This window comes from Erwinia sp. GW821-FHT03D09 (genome assembly GCF_059420805.1).
Window position 1 is genome coordinate 50,378 of the sequence record NZ_JBWKUK010000014.1, and the last position, 25,435, is coordinate 75,812.

The 25,435-nt window shown below is 56.3% G+C and carries 28 protein-coding genes, 1 other RNA gene and 1 pseudogene; 14 read left to right on the forward strand and 16 right to left on the reverse strand.

Features of this window, described 5'->3' with window-relative positions; all coding sequences use genetic code 11:
• Nucleotides 1-10 precede the first annotated feature (10 nt).
• The 8 genes from AC07U6_RS15060 to AC07U6_RS15095 all read left to right on the forward strand — a co-directional run bounded on the left by AC07U6_RS15060 (nt 11) and on the right by AC07U6_RS15095 (nt 7,288).
• Entirely contained in the window at nt 11-370 is a 360-nt protein-coding gene (locus AC07U6_RS15060; RefSeq protein WP_200543400.1) for an SFCGS family glycine-rich protein, read from the forward strand.
• A complete protein-coding gene (locus AC07U6_RS15065) occupies nt 370-669 on the forward strand; it encodes a DUF4312 family protein (RefSeq protein ID WP_105592057.1) in 300 nt (99 codons plus the stop codon). The genes AC07U6_RS15060 and AC07U6_RS15065 overlap by 1 nt, the downstream gene beginning before the upstream one ends.
• A 33-nt stretch (nt 670-702) precedes the next feature.
• Nucleotides 703-1,479 carry a DUF4311 domain-containing protein gene (locus tag AC07U6_RS15070; RefSeq protein ID WP_105592056.1) on the forward strand — a complete coding sequence of 259 codons (777 nt, stop codon included), beginning with the start codon at nt 703-705 and terminating at the stop codon, nt 1,477-1,479.
• 13 nt (nt 1,480-1,492) lie between these two features.
• Complete coding sequence (locus AC07U6_RS15075) at nt 1,493-2,137, forward strand: DUF4310 family protein (protein WP_494763949.1); 645 nt, start codon at nt 1,493-1,495, stop codon at nt 2,135-2,137.
• Between the two features lie 44 nt (nt 2,138-2,181).
• Nucleotides 2,182-3,315 (forward strand): amidohydrolase/deacetylase family metallohydrolase, encoded by a 1,134-nt coding sequence (locus tag AC07U6_RS15080; RefSeq protein ID WP_494763948.1) that lies wholly within the window; start codon nt 2,182-2,184, stop codon nt 3,313-3,315.
• Nucleotides 3,299-4,420: a DgaE family pyridoxal phosphate-dependent ammonia lyase gene (locus AC07U6_RS15085; RefSeq protein WP_494763947.1), complete on the forward strand. Its 1,122-nt coding sequence runs from the start codon at nt 3,299-3,301 to the stop codon at nt 4,418-4,420. The genes AC07U6_RS15080 and AC07U6_RS15085 overlap by 17 nt, the downstream gene beginning before the upstream one ends.
• Nucleotides 4,417-5,157 carry a 2-dehydro-3-deoxy-phosphogluconate aldolase gene (gene dagF / locus AC07U6_RS15090; protein WP_494763946.1) on the forward strand — a complete coding sequence of 247 codons (741 nt, stop codon included), beginning with the start codon at nt 4,417-4,419 and terminating at the stop codon, nt 5,155-5,157. Before AC07U6_RS15085 ends, dagF begins: the two co-directional genes overlap by 4 nt.
• A gap of 220 nt (nt 5,158-5,377) precedes the next feature.
• Nucleotides 5,378-7,288, forward strand: a complete 1,911-nt coding sequence (locus AC07U6_RS15095) for a BglG family transcription antiterminator (protein WP_494763945.1) — start codon at nt 5,378-5,380, stop codon at nt 7,286-7,288.
• Between the two features lie 157 nt (nt 7,289-7,445).
• Here the strand turns inward: AC07U6_RS15095 and dolP are convergent, their stop codons facing one another.
• Genes dolP through AC07U6_RS15115 form a run of 4 tightly spaced genes read right to left on the reverse strand, consistent with a single transcriptional unit; the run spans nt 7,446 to nt 11,065 of the window.
• Complete coding sequence (dolP, locus tag AC07U6_RS15100; protein ID WP_494763944.1) at nt 7,446-8,018, reverse strand: division/outer membrane stress-associated lipid-binding lipoprotein; 573 nt, start codon at nt 8,016-8,018, stop codon at nt 7,446-7,448.
• Nucleotides 8,019-8,028: 10 nt separating this feature from the next.
• The gene (gene diaA, locus AC07U6_RS15105; protein WP_105592050.1) at nt 8,029-8,619 is read right to left on the reverse strand and encodes a DnaA initiator-associating protein DiaA; all 591 of its coding nucleotides are present in this window, start codon (nt 8,617-8,619) and stop codon (nt 8,029-8,031) included.
• A 50-nt stretch (nt 8,620-8,669) separates the two neighbouring features.
• Entirely contained in the window at nt 8,670-9,062 is a 393-nt protein-coding gene (locus tag AC07U6_RS15110; protein WP_494763943.1) for a YraN family protein, read from the reverse strand.
• Nucleotides 9,020-11,065: a penicillin-binding protein activator gene (locus tag AC07U6_RS15115; RefSeq protein WP_494763942.1), complete on the reverse strand. Its 2,046-nt coding sequence runs from the start codon at nt 11,063-11,065 to the stop codon at nt 9,020-9,022. Before AC07U6_RS15115 ends, AC07U6_RS15110 begins: the two co-directional genes overlap by 43 nt.
• Nucleotides 11,066-11,127: 62 nt before the next feature.
• On the opposite strand from AC07U6_RS15115, the gene rsmI reads away from it, so the two are divergent.
• The 3 genes and pseudogenes from rsmI to AC07U6_RS15130 form a co-directional block, all read left to right on the forward strand.
• On the forward strand, nt 11,128-11,991 hold the full coding sequence (rsmI, locus tag AC07U6_RS15120) for a 16S rRNA (cytidine(1402)-2'-O)-methyltransferase (protein ID WP_494763941.1): 864 nt from the start codon (nt 11,128-11,130) through the stop codon (nt 11,989-11,991).
• Nucleotides 11,992-12,023: 32 nt separating this feature from the next.
• An RNA gene (rnpB, locus tag AC07U6_RS15125) (RNase P RNA component class A) lies at nt 12,024-12,514 on the forward strand.
• Nucleotides 12,515-12,636: 122 nt separating this feature from the next.
• Nucleotides 12,637-13,071: pseudogene (locus tag AC07U6_RS15130) on the forward strand (Slp family lipoprotein); the annotation flags it as partial.
• 80 nt (nt 13,072-13,151) lie between these two features.
• On the opposite strand, the gene AC07U6_RS15135 reads toward AC07U6_RS15130, so the two are convergent.
• Nucleotides 13,152-13,856, reverse strand: coding sequence for a pirin family protein (locus AC07U6_RS15135; RefSeq protein WP_494763940.1), 705 nt, complete (start codon nt 13,854-13,856; stop codon nt 13,152-13,154).
• A 127-nt stretch (nt 13,857-13,983) separates the two neighbouring features.
• Here AC07U6_RS15135 and AC07U6_RS15140 point away from each other — a divergent pair, with 127 nt between their 5' ends.
• Complete coding sequence (locus AC07U6_RS15140) at nt 13,984-14,886, forward strand: LysR family transcriptional regulator (protein WP_494763939.1); 903 nt, start codon at nt 13,984-13,986, stop codon at nt 14,884-14,886.
• Nucleotides 14,887-14,908: 22 nt separating this feature from the next.
• On the opposite strand, the gene AC07U6_RS15145 is transcribed toward AC07U6_RS15140, so the two are convergent.
• The 10 genes from AC07U6_RS15145 to exuR all read right to left on the reverse strand — a co-directional run bounded on the left by AC07U6_RS15145 (nt 14,909) and on the right by exuR (nt 20,549).
• Nucleotides 14,909-15,049: a hypothetical protein gene (locus AC07U6_RS15145; RefSeq protein WP_494763938.1), complete on the reverse strand. Its 141-nt coding sequence runs from the start codon at nt 15,047-15,049 to the stop codon at nt 14,909-14,911.
• 157 nt (nt 15,050-15,206) lie between these two features.
• Nucleotides 15,207-16,193: a glutathione S-transferase family protein gene (locus tag AC07U6_RS15150; RefSeq protein ID WP_494763937.1), complete on the reverse strand. Its 987-nt coding sequence runs from the start codon at nt 16,191-16,193 to the stop codon at nt 15,207-15,209.
• Between the two features lie 75 nt (nt 16,194-16,268).
• The gene (locus AC07U6_RS15155) at nt 16,269-16,661 is read right to left on the reverse strand and encodes a DoxX family protein (RefSeq protein ID WP_494763936.1); all 393 of its coding nucleotides are present in this window, start codon (nt 16,659-16,661) and stop codon (nt 16,269-16,271) included.
• Between the two features lie 201 nt (nt 16,662-16,862).
• Nucleotides 16,863-17,147, reverse strand: coding sequence for a YqjK-like family protein (locus AC07U6_RS15160; protein WP_494763935.1), 285 nt, complete (start codon nt 17,145-17,147; stop codon nt 16,863-16,865).
• Nucleotides 17,147-17,539 carry a phage holin family protein gene (locus AC07U6_RS15165; protein WP_494763934.1) on the reverse strand — a complete coding sequence of 131 codons (393 nt, stop codon included), beginning with the start codon at nt 17,537-17,539 and terminating at the stop codon, nt 17,147-17,149. Before AC07U6_RS15165 ends, AC07U6_RS15160 begins: the two co-directional genes overlap by 1 nt.
• 1 nt (nt 17,540) lies before the next feature.
• Nucleotides 17,541-17,846 carry an ElaB/YgaM/YqjD family protein gene (locus AC07U6_RS15170; protein WP_105592040.1) on the reverse strand — a complete coding sequence of 102 codons (306 nt, stop codon included), beginning with the start codon at nt 17,844-17,846 and terminating at the stop codon, nt 17,541-17,543.
• A gap of 45 nt (nt 17,847-17,891) precedes the next feature.
• Nucleotides 17,892-18,263, reverse strand: a complete 372-nt coding sequence (locus tag AC07U6_RS15175; RefSeq protein ID WP_494763933.1) for a DUF1090 domain-containing protein — start codon at nt 18,261-18,263, stop codon at nt 17,892-17,894.
• 155 nt (nt 18,264-18,418) lie between these two features.
• Nucleotides 18,419-18,808, reverse strand: coding sequence for an EnvZ/OmpR regulon moderator MzrA (gene mzrA, locus AC07U6_RS15180; protein ID WP_494763932.1), 390 nt, complete (start codon nt 18,806-18,808; stop codon nt 18,419-18,421).
• 2 nt (nt 18,809-18,810) lie between these two features.
• The gene (locus AC07U6_RS15185; protein WP_494763931.1) at nt 18,811-19,476 is read right to left on the reverse strand and encodes a DedA family protein; all 666 of its coding nucleotides are present in this window, start codon (nt 19,474-19,476) and stop codon (nt 18,811-18,813) included.
• 296 nt (nt 19,477-19,772) lie between these two features.
• Nucleotides 19,773-20,549 carry a transcriptional regulator ExuR gene (gene exuR, locus AC07U6_RS15190; protein ID WP_494763930.1) on the reverse strand — a complete coding sequence of 259 codons (777 nt, stop codon included), beginning with the start codon at nt 20,547-20,549 and terminating at the stop codon, nt 19,773-19,775.
• A gap of 366 nt (nt 20,550-20,915) precedes the next feature.
• Between exuR and AC07U6_RS15195 the strand changes: the two genes are divergently transcribed.
• Both AC07U6_RS15195 and AC07U6_RS15200 read left to right on the forward strand, forming a co-directional pair.
• Nucleotides 20,916-22,364 (forward strand): tagaturonate reductase, encoded by a 1,449-nt coding sequence (locus AC07U6_RS15195; protein ID WP_494763929.1) that lies wholly within the window; start codon nt 20,916-20,918, stop codon nt 22,362-22,364.
• A gap of 10 nt (nt 22,365-22,374) precedes the next feature.
• Nucleotides 22,375-23,865, forward strand: a complete 1,491-nt coding sequence (locus tag AC07U6_RS15200) for a UxaA family hydrolase (protein ID WP_494763928.1) — start codon at nt 22,375-22,377, stop codon at nt 23,863-23,865.
• 145 nt (nt 23,866-24,010) lie between these two features.
• Here the strand turns inward: AC07U6_RS15200 and sstT are convergent, their stop codons facing one another.
• On the reverse strand, nt 24,011-25,264 hold the full coding sequence (sstT, locus tag AC07U6_RS15205; protein ID WP_494763927.1) for a serine/threonine transporter SstT: 1,254 nt from the start codon (nt 25,262-25,264) through the stop codon (nt 24,011-24,013).
• Between the last annotated feature and the right edge of the window lie 171 nt (nt 25,265-25,435).

Sequence of the window (25,435 nt, forward strand, 5' to 3'; positions counted from 1 at the left end):
GGAACACAGCATGTCTCAAATTATTGTAGTGATCGGCGATCGTTTAGGTAAAGGCCAGAAAGTTGCTGCGGGCGTCGAGAAAGCCGGCGGCAAAGCCATTGTGGTACCGGGCGTAGCGGCAGATATGAAGCTGGGCGACGTGATGAAAGCGGAAAATGCCACCTTCGGCATCTCGTTCTGCGGCAGCGGCGGTGCCGGTGCGATCACCGCACAGACCAAGTATGGCTATAAAGCGAAATACGGCATGCGCTCCGTAGATGAGGGTGTTACCGCCATCAACGAGGGGGCGAACGTGCTGGGCTTTGGCTTTATGGATAAAGAAGAGCTGGGCGAGCGTCTGGTTCTGGCCTGGCAGAAGAAGCACGGCTGATGAAAGAGCAATTCACCACGACGGTGACCGTCAGCGGCAAAGGCGACAGCAAGGGCAAAGCCTTTGCTGATGCCCTCAGCCGGGTACAAAACACGGTACTGAAATCCACCAGCAAAATCCTGCTGCGCATTGAACCGGTTGATGTTCAGGTGCTGCGGGCCACGCAGAGCGTTAAAACCGAGAAGTTTCTGTTCTTCTTCCTCGCGCGCGAAAGACGGCTGTACAGCGTGGATTTGGCGATTACCGTCAATGTTTCGGTGATTGATGCCGAGCAGGTGGATTTCTCCTCGAAAAGCTAAAAACGTTGGGCAATAAAACTAAAGGAAAAGCTGATGTTTTTAATCATTTTATTTAAATCGCTGATTATCGGCGGGCTGGTTGGGGTCGGCGTGGGTGCCGGTGCCGCCCGCATGTTTCACGCCCCGACGTCTCAGGGAATGGGCGCATTTCGTACACTGGGTGAACTGAACTCCTGTGAAGGCGATCCGGCCTCTCACTTCTCGTTCGGACTGGGCTTCTTCTTTAACGCCTGGGCGTCATCGGTTGCCGCCGGCTCGTTTACTCAGGACGTTGACCACCGCATTATCCCGAACTGGGGGGCTGCTGCGCTGATGGTGAAGAACCGCAACGTGGCGGAAACCCTGCATAACCCGAAAAAGATGGCGATTGCCTGCGGCATCATCGGCATGATCGTCGTCGCTTTCCTTAACTCTACCGCCTCAGCCGTACCGGCAGCGCTTCAGGTCACGGCGGTTAAGGTACTGGTCCCGGCCGCTAACCTGCTGGTGAACACTGTCATGCCGGTGATCTTCTGGCTGGCTGCAATCGATGCCGGTAAGAAATCCGGTTTCTGGGCAACCATTTTCGGCGGCCTGGCGCAGCTGATCATGGGCAACGCCGTACCGGGCCTGGTACTGGGCATCCTGATCGGTAAGGGCGTGGAAGAAGCGGGCTGGAACCGCGTCACCAAAGTGATGATGGTCGCCATTGTGCTGCTGTTCGTGCTGAGCGGTTTCTTCCGTGGTTTCGATATGAAGATGCTGGAATCCTTCCAGCTCGGCGTACCGGGCTGGCTGGAGATGATCCACAACTCCCTGAGCGGCAAATAAGAGGACGATGGAAATGGAAGAGTCAAAACGCGGTTTTTGGTACGACGACTGGTCATTCCCGATCTTTGTCGGCCTGCTTTCTGCCGGGGTGTTCGCCGGTACACACATGTATTACGTCTATGGCCTGGGTGCCTTTAACGAAGTGGCCTTTGTATCGATGCTGCGTTCGGGAATGGAAACCGGCGTCTATGGTGCGGTAGCGGCCTTTGGTGCCAGCTTCCTGTTTGCCCGCATCATTGAAGGCTCGCTGGTGGGGATTCTTGATATCGGCGGCGCCATCCAGACCGGTATCGGCTTGGGCGTTCCAGCGCTGCTGCTGGGTGCGGGCTTCATTTTCCCTGTGGCGAACTTTGCCGCGTCGCTGGTCACCGGAATGGTGCTCGGGCTGGCGGTGGGCTACATCATTATTCTGGCACGTAAATTCACCATTAATAACAGCGACTCCACCTATGGTGCGGATGTGATGATGGGCGCGGGTAATACCTCAGGCCGCTTCCTCGGGCCGTTGATTATCCTCTCCGCGATGACCGCATCAATTCCGATTGGTCTGGGGTCGCTGGTGGGTTCACTGCTGTTTTACCTTTGGGGTAAGCCGATTACCGGCGGGGCTATTCTCGGTGCGATGGTGCTCGGCGCTATCTTCCCGGTCGCCCTGTAATCACTCAACGTGGCGGCATGGCCGCCACGATCCGGAGGTTCACCATGTATGACCTGATTATCCGCAATGCCCGCCTCAGCGATGACTCGTTAAATGATGTGGCGATACAGGCGGGGAAAATTGCAGCCGTGGGCGCCGTCGCCGGTCCGGCAGCACGGGAGTGGGATCTGGCCGGACGCTACTGGCTGAGCGCGGGCTGGATTGATTCACACGTTCATTGCTATCCCAAATCACCGATTTATCACGATGAAGCCGATCGCATCGGCGTTGATACCGGCGTGACCACGGTGATCGATGCGGGCAGCACCGGTGCCGACGACGTTGACGATTTTTGGCGGCTGACGCGTGACTGCACCACCCGGGTCTACGCGTTGCTGAACATCGCCCGCAGCGGCATTCTGACCCAGAACGAGCTGGGCGATATGGCGAGGATCGATGGTCCGGCGCTGAAAGCAGCGTTACAGCGCCGTCCGGACTTTATCGTCGGCCTGAAAGCGCGCATCAGCAGCAGCGTCGTTGAGCAAAACGGTATTAAACCGCTGGAGCGGGCCAAAGCGCTGCAGAAAGAGAACGGCGATCTGCCGCTGATGGTTCACATCGGTAATAACCCACCGAATCTGGATGAAATCGCCGATCTGCTGACCTCCGGCGACATCATCACCCACTGCTATAACGGCAAGCCGAACCGCATTCTGACGCCGGAAGGCCAGCTGCGAGCCTCGGTCAGCCGGGCGATCCAGCGCGGTGTTCGGCTGGATGTGGGGCACGGTTCCGCCAGCTTCAGCTTTGAGGTAGCGCGGGTAGCGATTGCTCAGGGTATTCTGCCGCAGACCATCAGTTCCGATATTTACTGCCGTAACCGCATTAACGGCCCCGTGCACAGCCTGGCGCACGTGATGTCGAAGTTCCTGCACGTGGGCATGACGCTGCCGCAGGTGATTGACTGCGTGACCGCTCATGCCGCAGACGGACTGAAGCTGAAGGGCAAAGGTCGTCTGGAGGTGGGCTGCGATGCCGATCTGACCATTTTTGACCAGCAGCAGCAACCGTGTGTGTTTACCGATTCTGACGGCCACACGCTGGCTGGTGAAACGCAGCTGGTACCGCTTGCCGCGATGGTGGGCGGGCAGGGATTCCTCACCGATGAAGGGAAAAAACGTAATGACTTCAGTTTATGAGAAATATGGCCTGAAACAGGTGATTAACGCCTCGGGCCGCATGACCATTCTGGGTGTATCCACCCCGGCGGCAGATGTGGTGGAGACGGTGAAATACGGTCTGAACCACTACTTTGAGATGAAAGACCTGGTTAACAAAACCGGCACGTACATTGCCGGGCTGCTGAACTGCGAAGCTGCGGTGGTGGTTTCCTGCGCCTCCGCCGGAATTGCGCAATCCGTTGCCGGGGTGATCGTTAAGGACAACGACTGGCTGCTGGAAAACCTGCACGCCGCGCCGCTGACCGTGCCGCACGATATTGTGCTGCCAAAAGGCCACAACGTGAACTTTGGTGCGCCGGTCGGCACCATGGTGACGCTGGGCGGTGGTCGCCTGGTTGAAGCGGGCTACGCCAATGAATGCTCACCGGAGCAGCTGTCGGCGGCGGTCACGCCAGACACGGCCGCGATCCTCTATATCAAATCCCACCACAGCGTGCAGAAAAGCCACCTCAGCGTGGAGCAGGCGGTGGCGGTGGCGTGTAAGCACGGCGTTCCATTGATTGTCGATGCCGCAGCGGAAGAGGATCTGCTGGCCTACACCGCGCTGGGCGCGGATCTGGTGATCTACAGCGGTGCTAAAGCGATCGAAGGCCCAACCAGCGGGCTGGTGATCGGTAAAAAGCAGCAGGTTGAGTGGGTTAAGCGCCAGTCGCAGGGCATTGGCCGGGCGATGAAGGTGGGTAAAGAGGGTATTCTTGGCCTCACCCAGGCGATTGAAAACTATCTGGTGCAGGAAAAAACCAGCGGCGCGCAGATGGTGGAAAAAATGACGCCGTTTATCACCAACCTCAACGGACTGAACGGCATTCAGGCGCGTGTGGTGTGGGATGCCGCCGGGCGTGATATCGCCCGTGCGGAAATCCACTTCGATGAGTCGCGCATCGGCATGAGTACCGGCGAGATGGTTCAGGCGCTGAAGACCGGCGAGCAGGCGATCTATTTCCGCGGCTACAAGGCCAACGAAGGCATTGTTGAAGTTGACGTACGCAGCGTCTCCGCCGAGCAGCTGCACCAGATTTCTACCGCAATTCAGGATTTATTAGCCAGGGGAAAACAGGCATGAAACTGACACCAAAATTCTATCGCGATCGCGTATGTCTTAACGTTCTGGCCGGTTCTAAACAGAACGCCCGTGATATCTGGGTGGCTGCTGAAGGTCATGTGCTGGTCGGCGTACTGTCTAAAAACTACGACAGCGTGGACAGCGCGGTGAAAGATATGCGCGAGTATGCGGCGCTGATCGACAACGCGCTTTCCGTCGGGCTGGGCGCGGGCGATCCGAACCAGTCCGCGATGGTTAGCGCGATTTCGGCACAGGTTCAGCCGCAGCACGTTAATCAGGTGTTCACCGGCGTGGGTACCAGCCGCGCGCTGCTGGGCCAGACGGAAACGGTGGTCAACGGTCTGGCATCGCCAACCGGGCGTCCCGGCATGGTAAAAATCTCTACCGGTCCGCTGAGCTGTAAAGCGGAAGACGGCATTGTGCCGGTCGCTACGGCGATTGCCATGCTGAAAGATATGGGCGGCAGCTCGGTCAAGTTCTTCCCGATGGATAAGATGGTGGATATTAATGAGTTTCGCGCGCTGGCCGAAGCCTGCGCCGCGAACGACTTCTGGCTGGAGCCAACCGGCGGCATCGATCTGAACAACTACGAGACGATCCTGCGCATTGCGCTGGATGCCGGCGTGACGAAAATCATCCCGCACATCTACAGCTCGATCATTGATAAAGCCACCGGGCTGACCCGTCCGGCGGATGTCGCCACACTGATGGCGATCACCCGAAAAGTGATGGCGTAGGCCGGATTCCCCGCCGCCGGGCGATCGTTTTTGATCTTACGACGACGGGGAAAATCTATTCTTTCCGAAACAAAATTCCGCACTTTTTTTTGGATAAATTGCGATATCTGTCAAATGAATATTTGCAGAGGCTGCCACGCTATTTTTTCGGCGCGAATAAAGGTAGGCTGAGAATAAAAACACCCCATAAAACGTTTAATTTTGATGATAATGGTACCCCGTGAGATTCCCCAACCAACGACTGGCACAGCTGTTTGACCTTCTGCAAAATGAAATCCTGCCGCAGGATGAACTGGCGCGCCGACTGGCCGTTTCCACCCGCACCGTACGCACCGATGTAACCGCCCTTAATGAGCTGCTGGCCGACCACGGCGCGAGTTTTGTGCTGAACCGGGGCGAAGGCTATCAGTTAAAGATTGATGATGTCGGGCGCTACGACCGCCTGCTGCAGCAGTCAACCTCCAGCCTGCGCGTGCCGCGAACCTCAACGGAGCGGGTTCATTACCTGCTGACCCGTTTTCTTACCTCGGCTTTTTCCCTCAAGCTGGAAGATCTGGCAGACGAATGGTTTGTCAGCCGCACCACGCTGCAAGGTGATATGGCAGAGGTCAGAGAATGGCTTAGCCGTTACGGCCTGGAGATTGAAACCCGGCCACGTTACGGCATGAAGCTGTTTGGCAGCGAAGCGGCGATGCGCACCTGCCTGACCGACCTGCTCTATCAGTTGGCGCAGGAGGATGCCGACAGCCCGCTGCTCAAGCTGGAAGCGCTGAACCGGGACATGCTGGCCACGCTGCAACCGATGCTGCTGGAGTGCCTTTCTCGCTTCAATATCCGCCTGGCCGACGATGCCGAGCTGTATCTGCGCCTCTACTGCGCGGTGGCGGTGCGTCGCATCGCGGAAGGCTATCCGCTGTCTGATTTTATCGCCGAAGATGTCGCCGACGACGTGCGCGATGCGGCCCGCCACATTATTAACCTGATGCGGCCGATTACCGGTAAAAGTATCTCTCCGGCTGAAGAAGCCTGGCTGCAGGTGCATATTGCCGCCCGGCGCATTGAAGAATCTGCGCCCAGCGCCATCAGCCCGGACGATGGTGAATCGCTGGTGGATTACATCCTCAACTACATCAATAGCCACTACGGTTTTAATCTGCAAAACGACCCGCAGCTGCGTGCCGATCTGCTGACGCATATTAAAACCATGATTACCCGGGTGCGCTACCAGATTAATATCCCCAATCCGCTGCTGGCGAATATCAAACAGCACTATCCGATGGCGTACGACGTCACGCTGGCGGCGGTCTCCAGCTGGGGAAAATATACGCCTTACGCGATCAGTGAAAACGAAGTGGGATTCCTGGTGCTGCATATCGGCGTCGGGCTGGAGCGCCATTATAACGTCGGCTATCAGCGCTATCCGCTGGTGCTGCTGGTCTGCGATACCGGCAATTCGACGGTACGGATGATCCAGGCGATGCTGATGCGTAAATACCCGCAGATTGAAGTGCGCCGCATCATTTCCCTGCGTGAATACGAGCAGCTGGCGGGCGTGGAAGAGGATTTCGTGATCTCTACAGCAAGGCTGAGCGATAAAGATAAGCCGGTGGTGGTAATGTCGCCGTTCCCGACCGATTACCAGCTTGAGCAGCTGGGTAAGCAGGTGCTGCAGGATCGCACCCGTCCCTATATGCTGGAGAAGTTTTTTGACGCCAGCCACTTCTGCATTATCGATCGCGAAATCGATCGTTCTGAGCTGTTTCGCCAGCTGTGCGATCGGCTGGAGCAGGAAGGGATCGTAGACGAAACCTTCTATCCGTCTGTCGAGGAGCGTGAAGCTATTGTCAGCACTATGCTGGGCGAGGGGATTGCGCTGCCGCACTCCCTCGGCCTGCTGTCGAAGAAGACCTGCGTTTACACGGTGCTCGCGCCGCAGGGGATCAAATGGGGCGATGAAACCGCCTATGTGATCTTTCTGCTGGCGATCAGCAAAAGTGAATATGAAGAGGCGATGGCGATCTACGATCTGTTCGTCACCTTTATGCGCGAACGGGCGATGACCCGGTTACGCGATAGCAAGGATTTTGACAGCTTTAAGGCCGTGGCGATGGACTGTTTGAGTCGGCTGTAGAAAAAGAGGAAGGTCAAAACGTGGCGACCCGGAGGCGGGTTAAAGGCAGGTTGTTGCTTTACCCGGGAAAACGACAGAACCTGGCTGGTTCCCGCATGCGGCTGTGAAAACTTAAGGCAGGTTCCTTCCCGCCTTAAATCACACTTTAAATACGGACTTACTTCAGAATTGTAAACGCCGTGGTGACGTGCTTAACGCCGCTTACCCGGCTGGCGATATCCGCCGCCGCTTTCGCCTCTTCATTGGTTACCAGACCCAGCAAGAACACTTCGCCGTTCTCGGTGGTCACCTTCACGTTAGACGATTTAACCTGGTTGCTGCCCAGCAGATGAGAGCGCACTTTGGTGGTGATCCATGTATCGGAAGAGGCGGTGCCAAAGCTGACTTTACTGGCGGTGCGGATCTCGTTATAGACCTCGGTGGCGCCGTCAACGCCTACGGCGATCTGTTTAGCCCGCGTGGAAAGCTCTGCGTTCGGCGACTGGCCGGTCAGCAGTACTTTGCCCTGATAAGCGGTAGCTACGATATGGGTGTTCTGTTTGATCTGTTCATCTTTCGACAGCGCATTGCTGACGCGCAGTTCCAGCGTGCCGTCATCCACCTGGGTGCCTACGGTACGCGGATCGGTTGCGCTTTTGGTGGCAACGGCCGCGCTGCCAACAACGGCGGCGACACAGCCCTGTAACATTAATGCGGTGAGTACCACTGCCGCTGCAGATAATGCCTTCATTTAAGCTCCTTTAAACATCCTGGTGGGGAAATAAAGTGTTATCTATCAAATCGCACAGGCAATTCACGGTCAGCATATGCATCTCCTGAATCCTGGCGCTGCGATGCGAGGGAATACGGATCTCTACATCCTGCGGGCCCAGTAAACCGGCGAGCTCTCCGCCATCGTAGCCGGTAAGCGCAATAATAGTCATATCGCGCGTGACTGCGGCTTCTACTGCTTTCACAATATCGCGACTGTTGCCGCGGGTTGAAATGGCCAGCAGGATATCCCCGGCATGGCCCAGTGCACGAACCTGCTTGGCGTAAATTTCGTCGTGCAGACGATCGTTACCAATCGCCGTCAGCAGCACATTATCGGCGCTGAGGGCAATCGCGGGCAGGCTCGGGCGTTCAGTCTCAAAACGGTTGATCATACTGGCAGCAAAATGCTGGGCATTGGCACTGGAGGTTCCGTTACCACAACTCAGGATTTTGTTCCCATTCAACAACGACTGCACAATGGTCATGGCAGCGCGTGAAATCGCATCAGGAAGCGCTTCTGCTGCGGCGATTTGCGTTTGAATACTCTCGGTAAAACAGACTTTAATTCTTTCCAGCACGTCATTCACCTGGTTAGTTTTTGCGGTCTTCGACCTGTCATTCAGCGCCGTTATTCAGCGTTAAACGCATTGGGTAGCCATTCCACCTGTTCTCCGGTGATGGCGACCACATCAAAACGGCAGTCAACAGTGTCAAAGCTTTGACCACGGCTATGCAGCCAAAGTGCTGCCGCTCGCAATAGTTTTTGTTGTTTACTGCGGGTGACGCTGGCTACCGCACCGCCAAAACGGTCAGAGCGGCGGTAGCGCACCTCAACAAAAACCCATATCTGCCGGTCACGCATAATCAGATCGAGTTCCCCCGATCGGTAGCGGACATTTGCGGCGACAAAGCGCAGACCGGCTGTTTCCAGCAGGCGGCGCGCCTGGCGTTCACGCATCGCACCCTGCTGTTGGCGACTCAGGATGCCGGAACGATTTGCCCCTGACGATACTGGCTCCATGCTAACTTCCTGTTAATCACGCAGTCCTGTGTTGCGCTCAGATTGCCGGTGTTGCCTTTCAGCTGGAAGCCCGGCAGCTGGCGCATTTCACTGAAATGGTTGGCCAGCGACCAGGCATCGATGCCCATCGCATACAGGCGAACCAGTGAGTAGTCATTGTTAAACTTCTTCGCCGCCTGCTGCATCAGCGCATTGTTCGTACCGGAGAGCAGCGGAACATCGCTAAACTGCAGACCATCCAGTTCCAGACGGTAGTCCGGGCCGGCGCCGGCCTGGTTGCTGCGAGAGCTGGCATACAGGCTGATGTTATCTCGGCTGCTGACGCGCATGGCGATCATCGGCTTAATCAGCGTCAGCTCGCTTTGCGTGGCAATAATATAGACCGAATCCACGCTGCCGCTGGAGCTGGCGGTATCAGCAACCGGTGCATCGCTCACCGGCGCCGGGATATTCAGACCAGCAATGGTCACGCCCTGAGGCTGAGCAGGCTGCACGGTAACCGGCGTGCCGCTCAGGCGAATGCCCGCTCCGCTGTTGATACCCTGCTTGAGTTCGGCAGTGGAACCAAACTGCTGCTGCAGTACGGTGCCGCCACCCAGCTGCTGCCACTCGGCGGCAAAGGCTTTATTCACCCGATCGCCCAGCGAGCTGCGCGGCACCAGCAGCAGCGGAGATCGCTTGCCCTGATCCCACATATAATGCGCGGCATCGCGCGCTTCGTCTTCAGGAGAAAGCGCAAAGTAGCAAATATTCGGACGGTTCTGGATCGTTTCCGGCTCGTTAAGCGTCAGCACGTTAAGCGCTGTCGGGCTGGCGACCACCTGCTCAACCTGATTTTTCAGCAGTGGGCCGACGACCAGCGTGGCACCGTCGTTCTGCGCCTGAGTCAGCAGCTGATCCACCGGCTGGGTGCTGGTGTCATAAACCTGAACCTGAACCTGGGTGCTGCCTGAAGGCGCTGCCGTTTCCACGCTGCTGGACGCAACCGGCTGCGGCTGTGCGGCATCCGGCTGAGCCGTACCGTCTGTCGGTGCGGCTGACGGACTGACCACCGCATTGGCATCGGTCGCCGCAGCGTCAGGATTGGCTGCGGCTTCCGGGGCCTGGAGCGGAGCCTCAGGGGCAGCGGACTGCATCAGCGTACCGTTCTTCGCGTCGTTAAAACCCTGCTGGATGGCGTTGGCAAAGACCTGCGCCTGGCCGCTCAGCGGCAGCAGCAGGGCGATTTTACCGATCGAACCCTGCTGGAAGTTCTTTACCTGGCTTAGCACTGACGGTAGCATTTTTGCCGCCGGATTGTACGGATAGCGATTTTGCCAGTCGCTAATACCGGCTTTCAGCATATCCGGATCGTTGCTGTTAGCTTTATACACGCCAAGCAGATCCAGCCATCCCTGCAGCACGTTTTCGTTTGCATTGATGGTCACATTGTTCAGTTGATTCTGAGTCATCTGGCTCAGCGCCTGCCAGGTCGCATCGATATTCGCCTGTTTTTCAGCCGGGTTGGCGAGCAGCTGTTCCTGAGCAATATAGGCACGCAGCACGTCCAGCGTCGGGCGGCCCTGGCCAATTGCGATCTGCAACTGGTAGTAGCGGGCCTGCTGATCTTTTGAGAGTGATGCGACATCAACCTGCTTCAGTTTGTCAGCCGCCAACGGGAAATTCTGCTCAATGATGTGCAACTGCGCCTGCAGTAACAGCTGTTCCTGGCTCTGGGTGGCATCAAGCTGCTGTGGCAGCTGGGAGAGCTGCTGGTTAGCCTGCGGCAGTTTGCCTTCATTCAACAGTGCTCTGATTGCGAGTAATTGCCAGCCAACCTTGTTATCATCTGAGCTTTGCTGCATCTGCTGCAGATAATAGTCAGAGGTGCCGGTGGCAGCGCCCTGGACATTCGCCGGTGGCGTTTGCGGTGCCTGGCCGGTACATCCGGCAAAAATCAGGGCGACCAGCAGAAGCGGCAGGCTGCGCCCGGCTTTGCTACGAACTACTTTCGAAGGAAGCATACTGTATCCAGTGATGTTTTTTTCAAGATGCTCAATATTAAATCGGCTATTCGGATCAAACAATGAAACAACACGATCGGGCAGATATTTCTGCCAGCACGCTCTATATCGTTCCAACACCGATTGGTAACCTGGGCGATATCACCCAGCGGGCACTGACGGTGCTTGCGAGCGTCGATCTGATCGCTGCGGAAGATACACGTCATACCGGACTGTTGCTACAACATTTCGCCATCAATGCGCGGCTCTTCGCATTGCACGACCATAACGAACAGCAGAAAGCAGAATCGCTGTTGGCAAAGTTGCGTGAAGGACAAAGCGTAGCTTTAGTTTCTGACGCCGGTACGCCGCTGATCAACGATCCGGGCTATCACCTGGTACGTTTATGCCGCGAAGCGGGTATTCGCGTAGTGCCGCTGCCGGGAGCCTGTGCAGCGGTAACAGCATTAAGTGCTGCGGGATTACCGTCCGATCGATTCTGTTACGAAGGTTTTCTACCCGCTAAAAGCAAAGGCCGCTGCGATACCCTGCGCGATCTGGAGCAGGAGCCGCGCACGCTGATTTTTTACGAATCCACCCACCGCTTAATCGACAGTCTGCAGGATATGGTGACGGTGCTGGGGCCGGACCGCTATGTGGTGCTGGCCCGTGAGATCACCAAAACCTGGGAGTCGATTAACGGCGCGCCGGTGGGCGAGCTGCTGGCGTGGGTGCTGGAAGATGAGAACCGCCGCAAGGGCGAGATGGTATTGATCGTGGAAGGCTATCATGCCGAAGAGGATGCGCTGCCGCCGGAAGCACTGCGCACGCTGGCGTTGCTGCAGGCCGAGCTGCCGCTGAAAAAAGCCGCAGCGCTGACCGCAGAAATTCACGGGGTGAAAAAAAACGCTCTCTATAAGTACGCCCTTGAGCAGCAGGGTGAGTGACAACTCATAGAAAACGCTATACACTGCGCGCCGAAGCTGACCAGACAGTCGCCGCTTTGTTGCCGTCCCCCCTCGGGGGAGACAGACAGAGGGGAGGAAAGTCCGGGCTCCATAGGGCAGGGTGCCAGGTAACGCCTGGGGGGCGCAAGCCCACGACCAGTGCAACAGAGAGCAAACCGCCGATGGTTCTCCTAAAGATTTCGGGCTGCGGCAAGGCGGCAACCGAGCGAATCCTCGGGAGCTTAGTTAACTAAGTGACCGGGGTGAGTAAGGGCAGCCAACGCAGCTGCAGTCTGAAAGATGATGGAGAAATCAGGTAAGGGTGAAAGGGTGCGGTAAGAGCGCACCGCGCGGCTGGTAACAGTTCGCGGCACGGTAAACTCCACCCGGAGCAAGGCCAAATAGGGGTTCATAAGGTACGGCCCGTACTGAACCCGGGTAGGCTGCTTGAGCCAGTGAGCGATTGCTGGCCTAGATGAATGACTGTCCACGACAGAACCCGGCTTAACGGTCAGCTTCAACTCATTCAAAAACAATACGTTGGTGTATCTCAGGTGCTTAGAAGCAAAAATGGGATACACCAACGGTTGCTACATCCCCCATACCTTCCGCAGAAATGACATTTACTATTCCCAGTTAAGCACCATGACCTGGGCGAAGGTTTTGAACGATCCCACGTTGTATAAAGGTCAACAGGTCAGGTTTGGCGGGATGGTGGTGGATGTGATTAATCACGAACGAGAAACGCTGCTGGAAGTCGCCGTGCAGTCGCTGGATTCATCGGCTAAACCTGAACTCGATCAACCTTACCTCGGTCGCGTTATTGCCCGCTACCCTGGTTACATCGAGCCGCTTTCATTCCGAAATCGGTTGGTCACCCTGCTTGGTACAGTAACGGGTACCACGAGCGGTAAAATCGGTTCTGCGAATACTCGCTTTTTGCAGATGGACCTGAGCGGATACCAGATATGGCACATTAGCGATCGGCTGATCACCACGGGTTATCGGGATTATGGTGTTGGGCCATACTGGGACAACGGCTGGGATACGCCGGGTTATCCGTATGGCTGGGGATGGTATCCACAAGATTCAACGACGATTGTCCAGCCGGTGGTGACGCGCCAGGAACTGAGCCGGGCGGTCCAACTGCCCGGCTCAGTTTATATCGGTAGATCAATCACCAGCGCTCGCAGCGGCGTTTCTGCCGTAAGCAGAACGCTCTCTTCTTCCCGCAGAAATGCGCCATCGCCGCAGGTGAGGGCTTCCTGCTCGTGCGAATGGGTAACCGCCGTGAATGCGCCGTGAATCGACTGTAAATAGGCGCGCGGCCCGCGCAGGGGAACCTGAAAGCTTTCACCCGGCTGTAATACCACCTGGTGAATCCACACCTGCTGCCGGAGCTGCAGGCTGCCTTCACTACCGTCCGGAGAAGCCAGCAGAGTGCAGGGTTTATCTTCCGGTACCGCAATCCGCTGTACGCGATTATTTTCTCTTTCCGGGCAGGCATCCAGCCACAGCTGAAGCCGCGTCAGGCTGCTCTCTTTGCTGATGTTATGTTCGCTGTAGCTGATCCCCGGCTGGGTAGCCAGCAGCAACGCCTCACCGGCACGCGCCGTTTCGTGATTGCCTTCGCTGTCACGATATTCTGCTTCACCCTGCAATATCAGGTTCAGCACATCGACTTTCGGATAGGCTCTGGGTTGAAAGGAAGCTCCTGGTGCCAGCACTTCCTGATTAAGTACGCGAAGTGAAGCGTACCCCAGTAGTTTAGGATCGAAATAGTGACCGAAGGAGAAGGTATAGCGAGCCTGAAGCCAGCCGTAATCGGCTTTGCCACACTGTTGCGCTGTACGACTAACGATCATGCTGTTCTCCTTAGTAAATTGGGGCTGGCCCGACCATTTATTATTCGGTTATGGTAAGTTTCTGGACTGGTGAATGCCAGCCAGTTAATCTGCTCGGTATATTCAAATTTCCTGACAGAGAAAAGCTATGGCTAAAGATCGTGCTCTGACGCTTGAAGCGCTACGTGTAATGGATGCCATCGATCGCCGTGGCAGTTTTGCTGCCGCCGCAGATGAGCTGGGCCGCGTGCCTTCTGCACTAAGCTACACCATGCAGAAACTGGAAGAGGAGCTGGACGTGGTGTTGTTTGACCGCTCCGGTCATCGCACCAAATTCACCAACGTTGGGCGGATGCTGCTTGAGCGTGGCCGCGTGCTGCTGGAGGCCGCCGACAAGCTGAGGACGGATGCGGAAGCGCTGGCGCGCGGCTGGGAAACGCATCTGACGATCGCCACCGAAGCGCTGGTGTCCACCGAGCTACTTTTCCCGCTGGTGGAAAAACTGGCAGATAAAGCCAACACTCAGGTTTCGCTGATGACCGAGGTGCTGGCCGGGGCGTGGGAACGGCTTGAGCAGGGGCGGGCCGATATTGTGATTGCGCCCGATATGCATTTCCGCGCCTCTTCTGAGATCAACACCCGCAAGCTTTATTCGCTGATGAGTGTCTACGTTGCCAGCCCCGATCATCCGATTCATCAGGAGCCGGAGCCGCTTTCCGAAACCACCCGGGTGAAATACCGCGGTATTGCGGTGGCGGATACCGCGCGTGAAAGGCCGGTTTTAACCGTGACCCTGCTGGATAAACAGCAGCGCCTGACCGTCAGCACCATTGAAGATAAACACCGTGCTTTACTGGCGGGCCTGGGCGTCGGCACCATGCCATACAGTATGGTTGAGCAGGATATTGCCGAAGGGCGTCTGCGTGTGGTCAGCCCTGAATATACGCGGGAAGTGGGTATTATTATGGCCTGGCGACGCGACAGTATGGGTGAAGCCAAAGCCTGGTGCCTGCGGGAGATCCCTAAACTGCTGGCGAAGCGTCAGGGATAAAGCCCACGGGCCCGGTATTCCTTTACGGCGCTGGGTTAGCCGAGCTTTCCTGAGAATGCTCGATGCCGTTAAACGTTGAGAACGTTTCGTAGTAGTAGTGGCCAACGAAGGCAACGTAGCACAGCATCACGACGGCCAGGAAGAAAGAGAGAGTCTTGATCATGGTTCCACTCCAGGAAGATGGCTTCCGGTTAATCCGCATTTGCGTTCACGTCAGTAAAGATACGTAAGTGCGAATTGGGGGAATTTGTTCCAGATCAATAAAGAGTGTCGATCGTTCGGGGCGAAAAGAAAATCGCCCCGAATGTTAATCGGCAGAATCAGGCAAAGCGCTCATCGCGGCCGTGTGGTTCATCCCAGTTAAATGCCGGGCCGACCGAGATCACCCCGCTCGGGTTAATGGTTTTATGGCTGCGGTAGTAGTGATGGCGAATATGCGGCAGATTCACCGTATCCGCGATGCCCGGCATCTGATAAATCTCACGCAGGAAACCGTTCAGGTTCAGGTAGTCGCTGATGCGATGCTTATCGCATTTGAAATGAGTCACGTACACCGGATCGAAGCGGACCAGCGTGGTCCACAGGCGTAAATCGGCTTCGGTCAGACGATTGCCGGTCAGATAGCGCTGCTGTCCCAGAATCTGCTCCAGGCGATCCAGCGAGCTGAACAGGGCGGTCACCGCTTCGTCGTAGGCCGGCTGACTGGTGGCAAAACCGGATTTATATACGCCATTGTTCACCGTGTCGTAGATCCAGCCGTTCAACTCATCAATTTCATCGCGCAGCTCGGCGGGGTAATAGTCCCCGGCGCGGGCGCCAACGCCGTCAAACGCGCCGTTAAACATGCGAATAATATCGGCTGATTCATTGCTGACGATGGTGTGCTGATGTTTGTCCCACAGCACCGGAACCGTCACGCGGCCGGTATAGGTCGGGTCGGCATGCAGGTACAGCTGATAGAGATATTCGTTCTGATACAGGCTGTCGCCGGTGGCATCCTGAAAGTCTTCGTCAAACGTCCAGCCGTTCTCCAGCATCAGTGGATGAACAACCGAAACAGAAATCATCGATTCCAGCCCTTTCAGCTGGCGCATAATCAGCGTGCGATGTGCCCACGGGCAGGCGAGGGACACATACAAATGGTAGCGGTCGGCTTCGGCGCGAAAGCCACCTTTACCGTGCGGGCCGGCACTGCCGTCGGCCGTGACCCAGTTGCGAAATACCGCTTCTGAACGTTTAAAGTGGCCACCGGTAGACTTGGTGTCGTACCAGTTGTCGTGCCAGACGCCGTCAATTAGCTGTCCCATCGTTCCTCCCTAAAAATGAAAGGGCGAGGATATGCTCCTCGCCCCGGATTCTTCACTGTTGTAAGTGTAGTGGAATTACCACTTTTTACCCAGCAGACGATCGATGCTGTACGCGCCAGGTCCCACCAGGCCCAGCAGCAGGTAGCCACCGGAGATTGACAGGTTTTTCATAAACATAATGGAGTTCGGGTCTTCCGCAAAGTTAGTGTGGAAGATGAACGCCGTCAGCAGAGCAAAAGCTGCGGTGAACAGCGCGGTGAAACGGGTCAGGAAGCCGAACAGAATGGCTAGACCGCCGCCGAACTCAAGCAGAATGGTCAGTGGCAGGAAGAAGCCCGGCACGCCCATCGCTTCCATATACTGCTGCGTACCGGCATAACCGGTGATTTTTCCCCAGCCAGCCACAATAAACAGAATTGGCATCAGGATGCGAGCCACTAAGAAACCGGTATCTTCTAATTTTTTCATAATCATCCCCAACAAGAATTTTACGGGCCGTGCTATCAGGCGGACCCTGTCTTTACGCTGGCCTGAGCTGCTTTAGCATTCAGTGCCATTCGTTGGTGGAGATAATAGTCGAGGCTTTAAGCTATTTGTAAGCGAGATAATCTGTCGAAGTTGTTCAAGAAAATTGGAAAGGATGGCCGCAACTGGCGATGCGGCCAGAATTTAGCGTTTTGGCAGGGCGTTACGCACCATGCGCCAGGTGCTCCAGGCACCAATACCGCGCTTCGCCCAGCGGGTCAGAAAGCGGGGATTACGCACTGACCAGATGGCAAAAACGCCGCTGCCAATCGCCAGATAGCGTTTGGCGTTGATCAGACTGAGCCAGCCCCGATCGTAACGATCGGTGGCTTCCAGCCAGTCTTTGCGCCCGGCGCTTAAATCCAGACGCTGCTGTTGAATAAGCCGCAGCAGATCGGCGGTACGTTTTTCACGGTCGCGGCGGCTCATCAATCATCCTCCAGCAGCTGGCGATCGCTGGCAAGTTCCTTACGGGTGGCACTGAGCAGGGTAGAACGCCGCGATTTTGCCAGTGTCCACAGGCCGAAAATCAGCGCCAGCGCAAACAGGACACCGGTCGTGATTGCCATCGCCATCAGGCGGTATTGCGCATCAACGGCCCAGATAACCAGTACCATCAGGCTCATCAAGCCAAATGCGGTGAACAGCAGGGTCAGACCCACCATGATCATCATCTGAATCAGGTTGGCTTTTTCCGCTTCCAGTTCAACCACCGCCAGCCGCACGCGGGTTTCAACGATGCCCACCAGCGTGGTGATGATCCGCTGTCCGATGTTAATGATCCCTTTACCGGGGCCATGATTTTGCTGATTATCTGCCATATTAACGACGGGTCAGCAGGACGCCCAGTACCACACCGACCGCCGCGCCAATTCCGACGCTGGTCCACGGATTATCACGGACGTAAACGTCAGCGCGATCCGCCGCCTCACGGGTGGTCTGTGCAATGCGCTCACCGGAATCACCCAGGCGTGCGCGGGTATTTTTCAGGGCGCTCTGCGCCTTGTTGTGCAGTTTTTCCAGCTCGGTTTTGGACTTTTCACTGGAGGTACTCAGCACTTCTTCCAGCGTATCGGCCAGGGTTTTCAGCTCGGCGCGCAGATGTTCTGACGTGGTATCTTTAGACATGGAAGACTCCTTACTTATGATTAATGTCATGGCAGATTGCCGACCTTAATAGGGCGCAGCCTGCACTTCCTTCAGCTCACGTTGAGCGTCAGCCAGTTTCTTTTCTCGTTTGGCGATTTTTTTGCTGTCGCCACCCTCGTTTCGCTCCTGCTGCAGTTCCTGTTCCCGCTCGGTCACTTTTTTCTGATGCTGCTGAATTTTTTCCTGATGGGCTTTGCGGACGTTTTCATCCGAGCAATTAGCGCGAGTTTCGGTCAGCGCACGCTCCAGGCCATTAATCTGGCGCTGGTTATTGTGCTGGCGGGCGAAATCAATTTCTTTCTGAATTGCCTGCTCTTTCTGCTGACAAAGCGGCCCTGCCTGAGCCAGAGATGTCACAGCCAGCAGGCTAAGGGCGAGTGTTAAGCGGTATTTCATATGATGGTGACCTTCCTTTGCAAAGACAGCCGCAGAGGGCTATCGATTTCCTGAACACAGGGCGGCGTTGGGATTTTTAAGCATAGACAGAAAACCGGAAAAGCTCAAAACAGAACGGGGGGTTCCCCTCGCCTCTCTGAGGGGGCGAGGGGCAGTTACGTACGCAGACTGATGCGATTCACCCAGTTTGCTGCGCCGTGGCCTTCCTGACGGGCAATATCGAAGCCATAAGGCAGTAGTTCACGCAGCACTTTTTCCGCCGCGTCGCTTTGTTCCTGTGAATCGAATCTAATTACCAGTGAATCATGGTCCGGGGTAATACTTTTAATGCGAATCCCCTGGGCGGTGAGCGACTGGTAAACATAAAAACCATCGGGCAGGCTGTTGCCCTGGCGCAGGGTACGGATCTGCAGCGCGGCTTCGCTGCGAAACAGCGCGGGCAGCAGTGTAACGACCAGCGTCAGCGTCAGCAGCGAAGCGGCCAACAGCCCCAGCCAGGGCGCGATGGGTAAGAGTCTGGCCGGAAGTTTGAACAGGGAGGACATGGTTACAGGCCTCCCTGCGACGTTTTTTTCCGCCACAGTACGTACAAAGAACCACAGAGGCCGAAGACCAGCAGCACCAGCGGCAGCAGTATCAGGCAGAACATCAGCTGATCTTCATATTTACGGAACAGCGGCGTTTTGCCCAGCGCAAAGCCCAGCACGGTCAGAATCAGCACCCACAGCAGGCCGCTCATCCAGTTAAAGAACTGGAAGCGGGCATTGCTCAGGCCGGAAAGCCCGGCGATGGTGGGTAACAGCGTGCGAACAAACGCGATAAATCGCCCAATGAGCAGCGCCGACAGGCCGTGGCGGTGAAACAGCTGGTACGCCCGCTGATGGTACTGTGCGGGAAGATGCGAAAGCCATTTTTGTACCAGCGGCGTATTGCCGAGCCACTTGCCCTGAATATAGCCGACCCAGCAGCCAAGGCTGGCGGCGGTAGTGAGGATAAACAGCGTGAGCGGAAAATTCATCGTGCCTTTCGCTATCAGCACGCCGACCAGAATCAGCAGGCTGTCGCCGGGCAGGAAAGCGGCAGGAAGCAGGCCATTTTCCAGAAACAGAATCATAAACAGGATGAAGTAAAGCGCCCAGACCAGCGTCGGGTCGGCCAGCGTGACGTAATCTTGCTGCCATAAGGCGTGGATTAAATCTTTAAAAATATCCATCAATAGTCCTGAACATCATAGTTGGCCCGATTTAACGCAATTCTACATGCTGAGTTCATCGTTTTAGTGATGCAGATGCTGCGGGCGGCTGAACAGAGTAGCCAGCAAAAGCATCGAAAGCTTAAAGCTTTTTACAAAGGGTAAAAAAAGAAGATAACTGTAACAAAGTTAATCAGGTCTGGACAGGAAGAAACACCGGACCAGGGATGTTTTACCGTTGCAGGGGGCCGGCGTGAAGGAGTTTTACACTGGCTGACATAAGTGAACGAAAGCTGACTCAATCCTCAACGAAAAGTCTACTTTTCGTCGTTGGCGATGCTATCCAGAGCAATAACCGGATTTTCAGCAAACATGTAGCGGTCTACGTTAAATTCAAAGTCATCTGTGGTGGCGTTGAACAGCATCTGACGGGTGTTCTCCAGGTGCTGCCACATCGCCAGCTTGCTCCCTGCCGGGTCCTTGCGGATCAGCGCTTTGAGGATGTTATCGTGATCTTCGCACCAGCTCTCAATCGAGCGCTCGTCGATATGTTCATGCAGTTTTAACCAGTACGGGTTGTACAAACGGTGCAACCACATTTTCTCAACAATTGCCGCCAGCGCGCTGTTCTGCGTGGAGAGCGCAATCTGCACGTGGAATTTCATATCCCACTCGGAGTCGCGGAAGCGATCTTCCTGCCGTGCCTGCTCCTGAATAGACATCAGCTGCACGATATCCTGGCGGGTCACCTGGGTGGCGGCAAATTCAGCAACGTTGCTTTCTATCAGCTGACGGGCCTGCAGCAGCTCAAAGGGGCCGAAGCTGGCAAACTCCAGCTGGCTATTGGTGGTTACGCTTTTCTTTTGCTGCTGTGACACCACATGGATGCCTGAGCCTTTACGCACCTCTACGTAGCCTTCCACTTCCAGCATAATGATCGCCTCGCGCACCACGGTCCGGCTGACGCTCATCTCTTCCGCAATAAAGCGCTCGGCGGGCAGCTTGTCGCCAATCTGGTACTGGCCCTGTTCAAGGCGCTGTTTTAATTCAGCTGCCAACTGCTGATAGAGACGACGTGAGTCGATCTGTTGCATGGTTCACGCTCCGATACACAATGATTTGCTGAAACCTGTTATACCACTTTCCCGGTGCTAAAAAAACGGACGCTCGTTAAGGTCTTGAATTCCAGATTGCCAAGTCCGGCATTAAGCGAGTTATAAAGATATTATACCTTTAGTCCTGAGATTAAGACCATGGTTCTGATAATGGCGAGTACCTCTGTTTTTTATTAGCGTATACATTACATGTGTTTATATTTTTCTTTGTGATTCAGGAAAGCTATTCACCCGCAATTAATAGTGTTTTTTGTGATCTTTTTCTCACTATTTATTCAGCTCTCTGCATAATTGGTATGATAACTTTGCTGGTATTGAAACACCGAACTTTCCAGGGGATACCAGATGAAGACGCTGAACCGTGATAATTTTCCCGGCCGCCAGGATGTCGAACGCGTGATCCAGTTTGGTGAAGGCAATTTTCTTCGTGCCTTTATCGACTGGCAGTTAGACCTGTTGAATGAGCATACCGATCTCGATGCCGGGGTGGTGGTGGTCAGGCCGCGCAACAGCCCGGCGAAGCGCAGCCTGAACAGCCAGCAGGGGCTGTATACCACGCTGATCCGCGGTATTAACGATGGAGGGAAGGTGGTTAGCGAAGCGCGTCTGATCCGCTCGGTTATCCGCGAAATTCACCCCGTAGAAGACTACGAAGGGTTCCTGGCGCTGGCGCGTAGCCCGGAGATAAAATTTGTCTTCTCCAATACCACTGAAGCGGGCATCAGTCTGGAGGCTGCCGACACGCGGGACAGCGCTCCGCCGGTCAGCTTCCCGGCCAAATTGACGCGGCTGCTGCTGGAGCGCTGGCAGCACTTTGACGGCGCAGCGGATAAAGGCTGGGTGATCCTGCCCTGTGAACTGATCGACGATAACGGTGCCGCGCTGCGCGAACTGGTGCTGAGCCTGGCCCGCGAGTGGCAGCTGCCGGCGGCGTTTGCTCAATGGGTGGAACAGAGCAACACCTTTTGCTCCACGCTGGTAGACCGCATCGTAACCGGCTATCCCGATAATGCCGCCGATCTGCACACTGAGCTGGGCTATCGCGACGACTATCTGGTGGCGGGTGAAGTTTACTACCAGCTGATTATTGAAGGGCCGGAGTGGGTGGCCCAGGCGCTGCATCTCGATCGGTTATCGCTGAACATCCGTATGGTTGACGATATCGCGCCATTTAAGGCGCGCAAAGTGGCGATCCTCAACGGCGCGCACACTGCAATGGTGCCGGTCGCGTTTCTTGCCGGGCTGGATACCGTCGGTGAAGCAATGGACGACGCGGAGGTGGCCGCCTTTATTGATGCCACGCTGCGCCAGGAGATTATTCCAACGCTGGAACAGTCCCCGGATGAGTTGAATGCCTTCGCCGATGCGGTACTCAACCGCTTCCGTAACCCGTTTATCCGCCACCAGCTCAGCGCGATTGCGCTAAACGGCATGACTAAGTTTCGCACCCGATTGCTGCCCGCACTGCTGACGCAGGTTGAACAGCAGGGTGCACCGTCGCCGCGCCTGAGCTTTGCCTTTGCGGCCCTGCTGGCGTACTACCGCGGCGAGCGCAGCGGCACCCGCTACGCGCTACAGGACGACGCCCACTGGCTGGAGCGCTTCGCTACGCTGTGGCAGTTGGCGGAGGTACACGATATTCCCCTCAGCCAGCTGGTCAGCGACGTGCTGTTCGATGAAGCCCACTGGGGGCAGGATCTGAACCATCTTCCGGGCCTGACGGCGAGCGTTACCGCTCAGCTGGAACAGATTATTACCGTTGGTATGCGCGCCGCGCTGGCGCAGATTAAGTAAGGTATTTGCGATGCAAAGTCTGATAAAAATTCACGATCTGGATAATGTTGCCGTCGCGCTGTGCGATCTGGAAGAGGGCGAGCAGGTCACTATCGGCCAGCATTCAGTGGTACTGGCCCAGCCGGTCGCACGCGGGCATAAATTTGCCCTTCAGCCGCTGGAAACCGGTGATTTGGTGATGAAATATGGCCTGCCGATTGGTCACGCCACGCATCCGGTTGCGCCAGGCGAAATTATTCATTCGCAGAACGCACGCACCAACCTGAGCGATCTGGATGAGTATGAATACCAGCCTGACTTCGCTACCGTGCCGCCGCAGGCTGCGGATCGCGAAGTACAGATCTTCCGCCGTGATAATGGCGATGTCGGCATCCGCAACGAGCTGTGGATTCTGCCAACGGTCGGCTGCGTGAACGGTATCGCCCGGCAGATCCTGCAGCGCTTCCTGAAAGAGACCAACCAGGCGGAAGGTATTGACGGCGTGCATCTCTTCAGCCATACCTTTGGCTGTTCACAGCTGGGGCAGGACCATGAAAACACCCGAACCATGCTGCAAAACATGGTGCGTCATCCGAACGCCGGTGCAGTGCTGGTGATCGGCCTCGGCTGCGAAAATAACCAGGTGGATGAGTTCCGTCAGACGCTGGGCGCGTATGACGACAGCCGCGTGCGCTATATGATTTGCCAGCAGCAGGATGATGAAGTGGAAGCGGGGCTGGAGCAGCTGCACGCGCTGTACGAGATGATGCGCCACGACCAACGTCAGCCAGGCAAACTCAGCGAGCTGAAGTTCGGTCTGGAGTGCGGCGGCTCGGACGGCCTGTCCGGTATTACCGCCAACCCGCTGCTGGGTCGCTTCTCGGACCAGATGATCGCCAACGGCGGCACCACGGTGCTGACCGAGGTGCCGGAAATGTTCGGCGCGGAACGTATTCTGATGAGCCGCTGCCGCGACGAAGCAACCTTTGACAAAACCGTCAGCATGGTGAATGACTTTAAGAAATACTTTATCGCCCACAACCAGCCGATCTATGAAAACCCGTCACCGGGCAATAAAGCGGGGGGGATTACCACCCTGGAAGAGAAGTCGCTGGGCTGTACGCAGAAAGCCGGGCAGAGCCAGGTGGTGGACGTACTGAAATACGGTGAGCGGCTGAAGGAGCCGGGCCTTAACCTGCTGAGCGCACCGGGTAACGATGCGGTGGCGACCAGCGCGCTGGCCGGTGCGGGCTGCCATATGGTGCTGTTCAGTACCGGGCGCGGCACGCCGTACGGCGGATTTGTGCCAACGGTAAAACTGGCTACCAACAGCGAGCTGGCGAAGAAGAAGCCGCACTGGATCGACTTTGATGCCGGTCAGCTGATTCACGGCACCGCAATGCCGGATCTGCTGGCGAGCTTTGTGGATACTATCGTTGAGATTGCTAACGGGCGACCGGCGCGCAATGAAGTGAATGAGTTCCGCGAGCTGGCGATCTTTAAAAGTGGGGTCACATTGTAAGGCTGAAGGAGGAGTGCTGCGGGCTGGGTGAGGAGTTGACGGTCTGTAGTGAGTTCAGCATTGACAGGTGATTCATCCTGCACGCCGCCTGTTGCGGGCGTTGCGGCCTGGTTTCCCGCTGAGAGGGAAACCAGGCCAGTCAGGATTACTCTTGAGTCTGTGATTTCACCACGCCAGCGCGGCGATCTTCCGCCATACAGGCCGCTGCGGTAAACAGAATATCCGCCGATGAGTTCAGCGCGGTTTCCGCAGAATCCTGCAGCACGCCAATAATAAAGCCGACTGCTACCACCTGCATGGCCACCTCATTCGGAATACCGAACATATTACAGGCCACCGGGATCAGCAGCAGCGAACCGCCGGCCACACCGGATGCACCGCAGGCGCAGATCGACGCCACCAGGCTCAGCAGGATCGCCGTACCGACATCGACATGAATTCCCAGCGTATTTACCGCCGCCAGCGTCAGCACGGTAATGGTAATCGATGCCCCGGCCATACTGATGTTGGCCCCGATCGGGATCGAGACGGAATAGGTGTCTTCGTCCAGATTCAGCTTTTTCGCCAGCGCCATATTCACTGGAATATTCGCTGCCGAGCTGCGGGTAAAGAAGGCGGTCACGCCGCTTTCACGCAGGCAGGTAAACACCAGCGGATACGGGTTGCGGCGGATCTGCCACCACACCAGAATCGGGTTAAATACCAGCGCCATCAGCAGCATACAGCCCAGCAGCAGGCCCAGCAGATGGGCGTAATCCCACAGCGCTTCAAAGCCGGTAGAGGCCAGGATCGAACCGACCAGGCCAAAGATACCGATTGGCGCAAAGCGGATCACCACGCGCACCAGGCGGGTCACGGCATCAGAGGCATCGCTGAGGAAGGTGCGGGTGGTGGCGCTGCTGTGGCGGAACGCCAGGCCCAGGCCGATACCCCACACCAGAATGCCGATATAGTTGGCTTTCATCAGTGCTTCAATCGGGTTGGCCACCATACTCATCAGCAGGCCGTCGAGCACCTCCAGAATACCGGAAGGCGGGGTGATTTCGGTACTCGCCGCGCGCAGCGTCAGCGACTGCGGCAGCAGGTGGCTGGCAATCACTGCCACCACGGCGGCGCAGAAGGTGCTGAGCAGATACAGCATAACGATCGGGCGAATATTAGTTTTCTGCCCCTGCTGATGGCTGGCAATCGATGCAATCACCAGCACCAGAACCAGAACAGGCGCAACGGCTTTCAGCGCGCTAACGAACAGCTCGCCCAGCAGGCCCACGGCCAGCGCATTACTTTTTGAGAACCAGGCCAGCGCGATACCCGCCAGCAGTCCGATCATGATTTGTGTTACCAGGCTTCCCTGCATCAGGCGCTGGATGACTCCGCGCCCGCTGTTTTCTCTACTCATAATTTTAAATCACTGTCGTTATCTATAGTTCTGCCGCGCGGCACTACATTGCGGCGGCTTATGTGTGTTTGCGCAGGGAAGTATAAGGAAATGTTCTGTCAGGGGAAGCGAAAATTCGGAATTAGCCGCTATCGATCGGCATAAAGCAGTGCTGCGGCAGGAGAAGTCCGC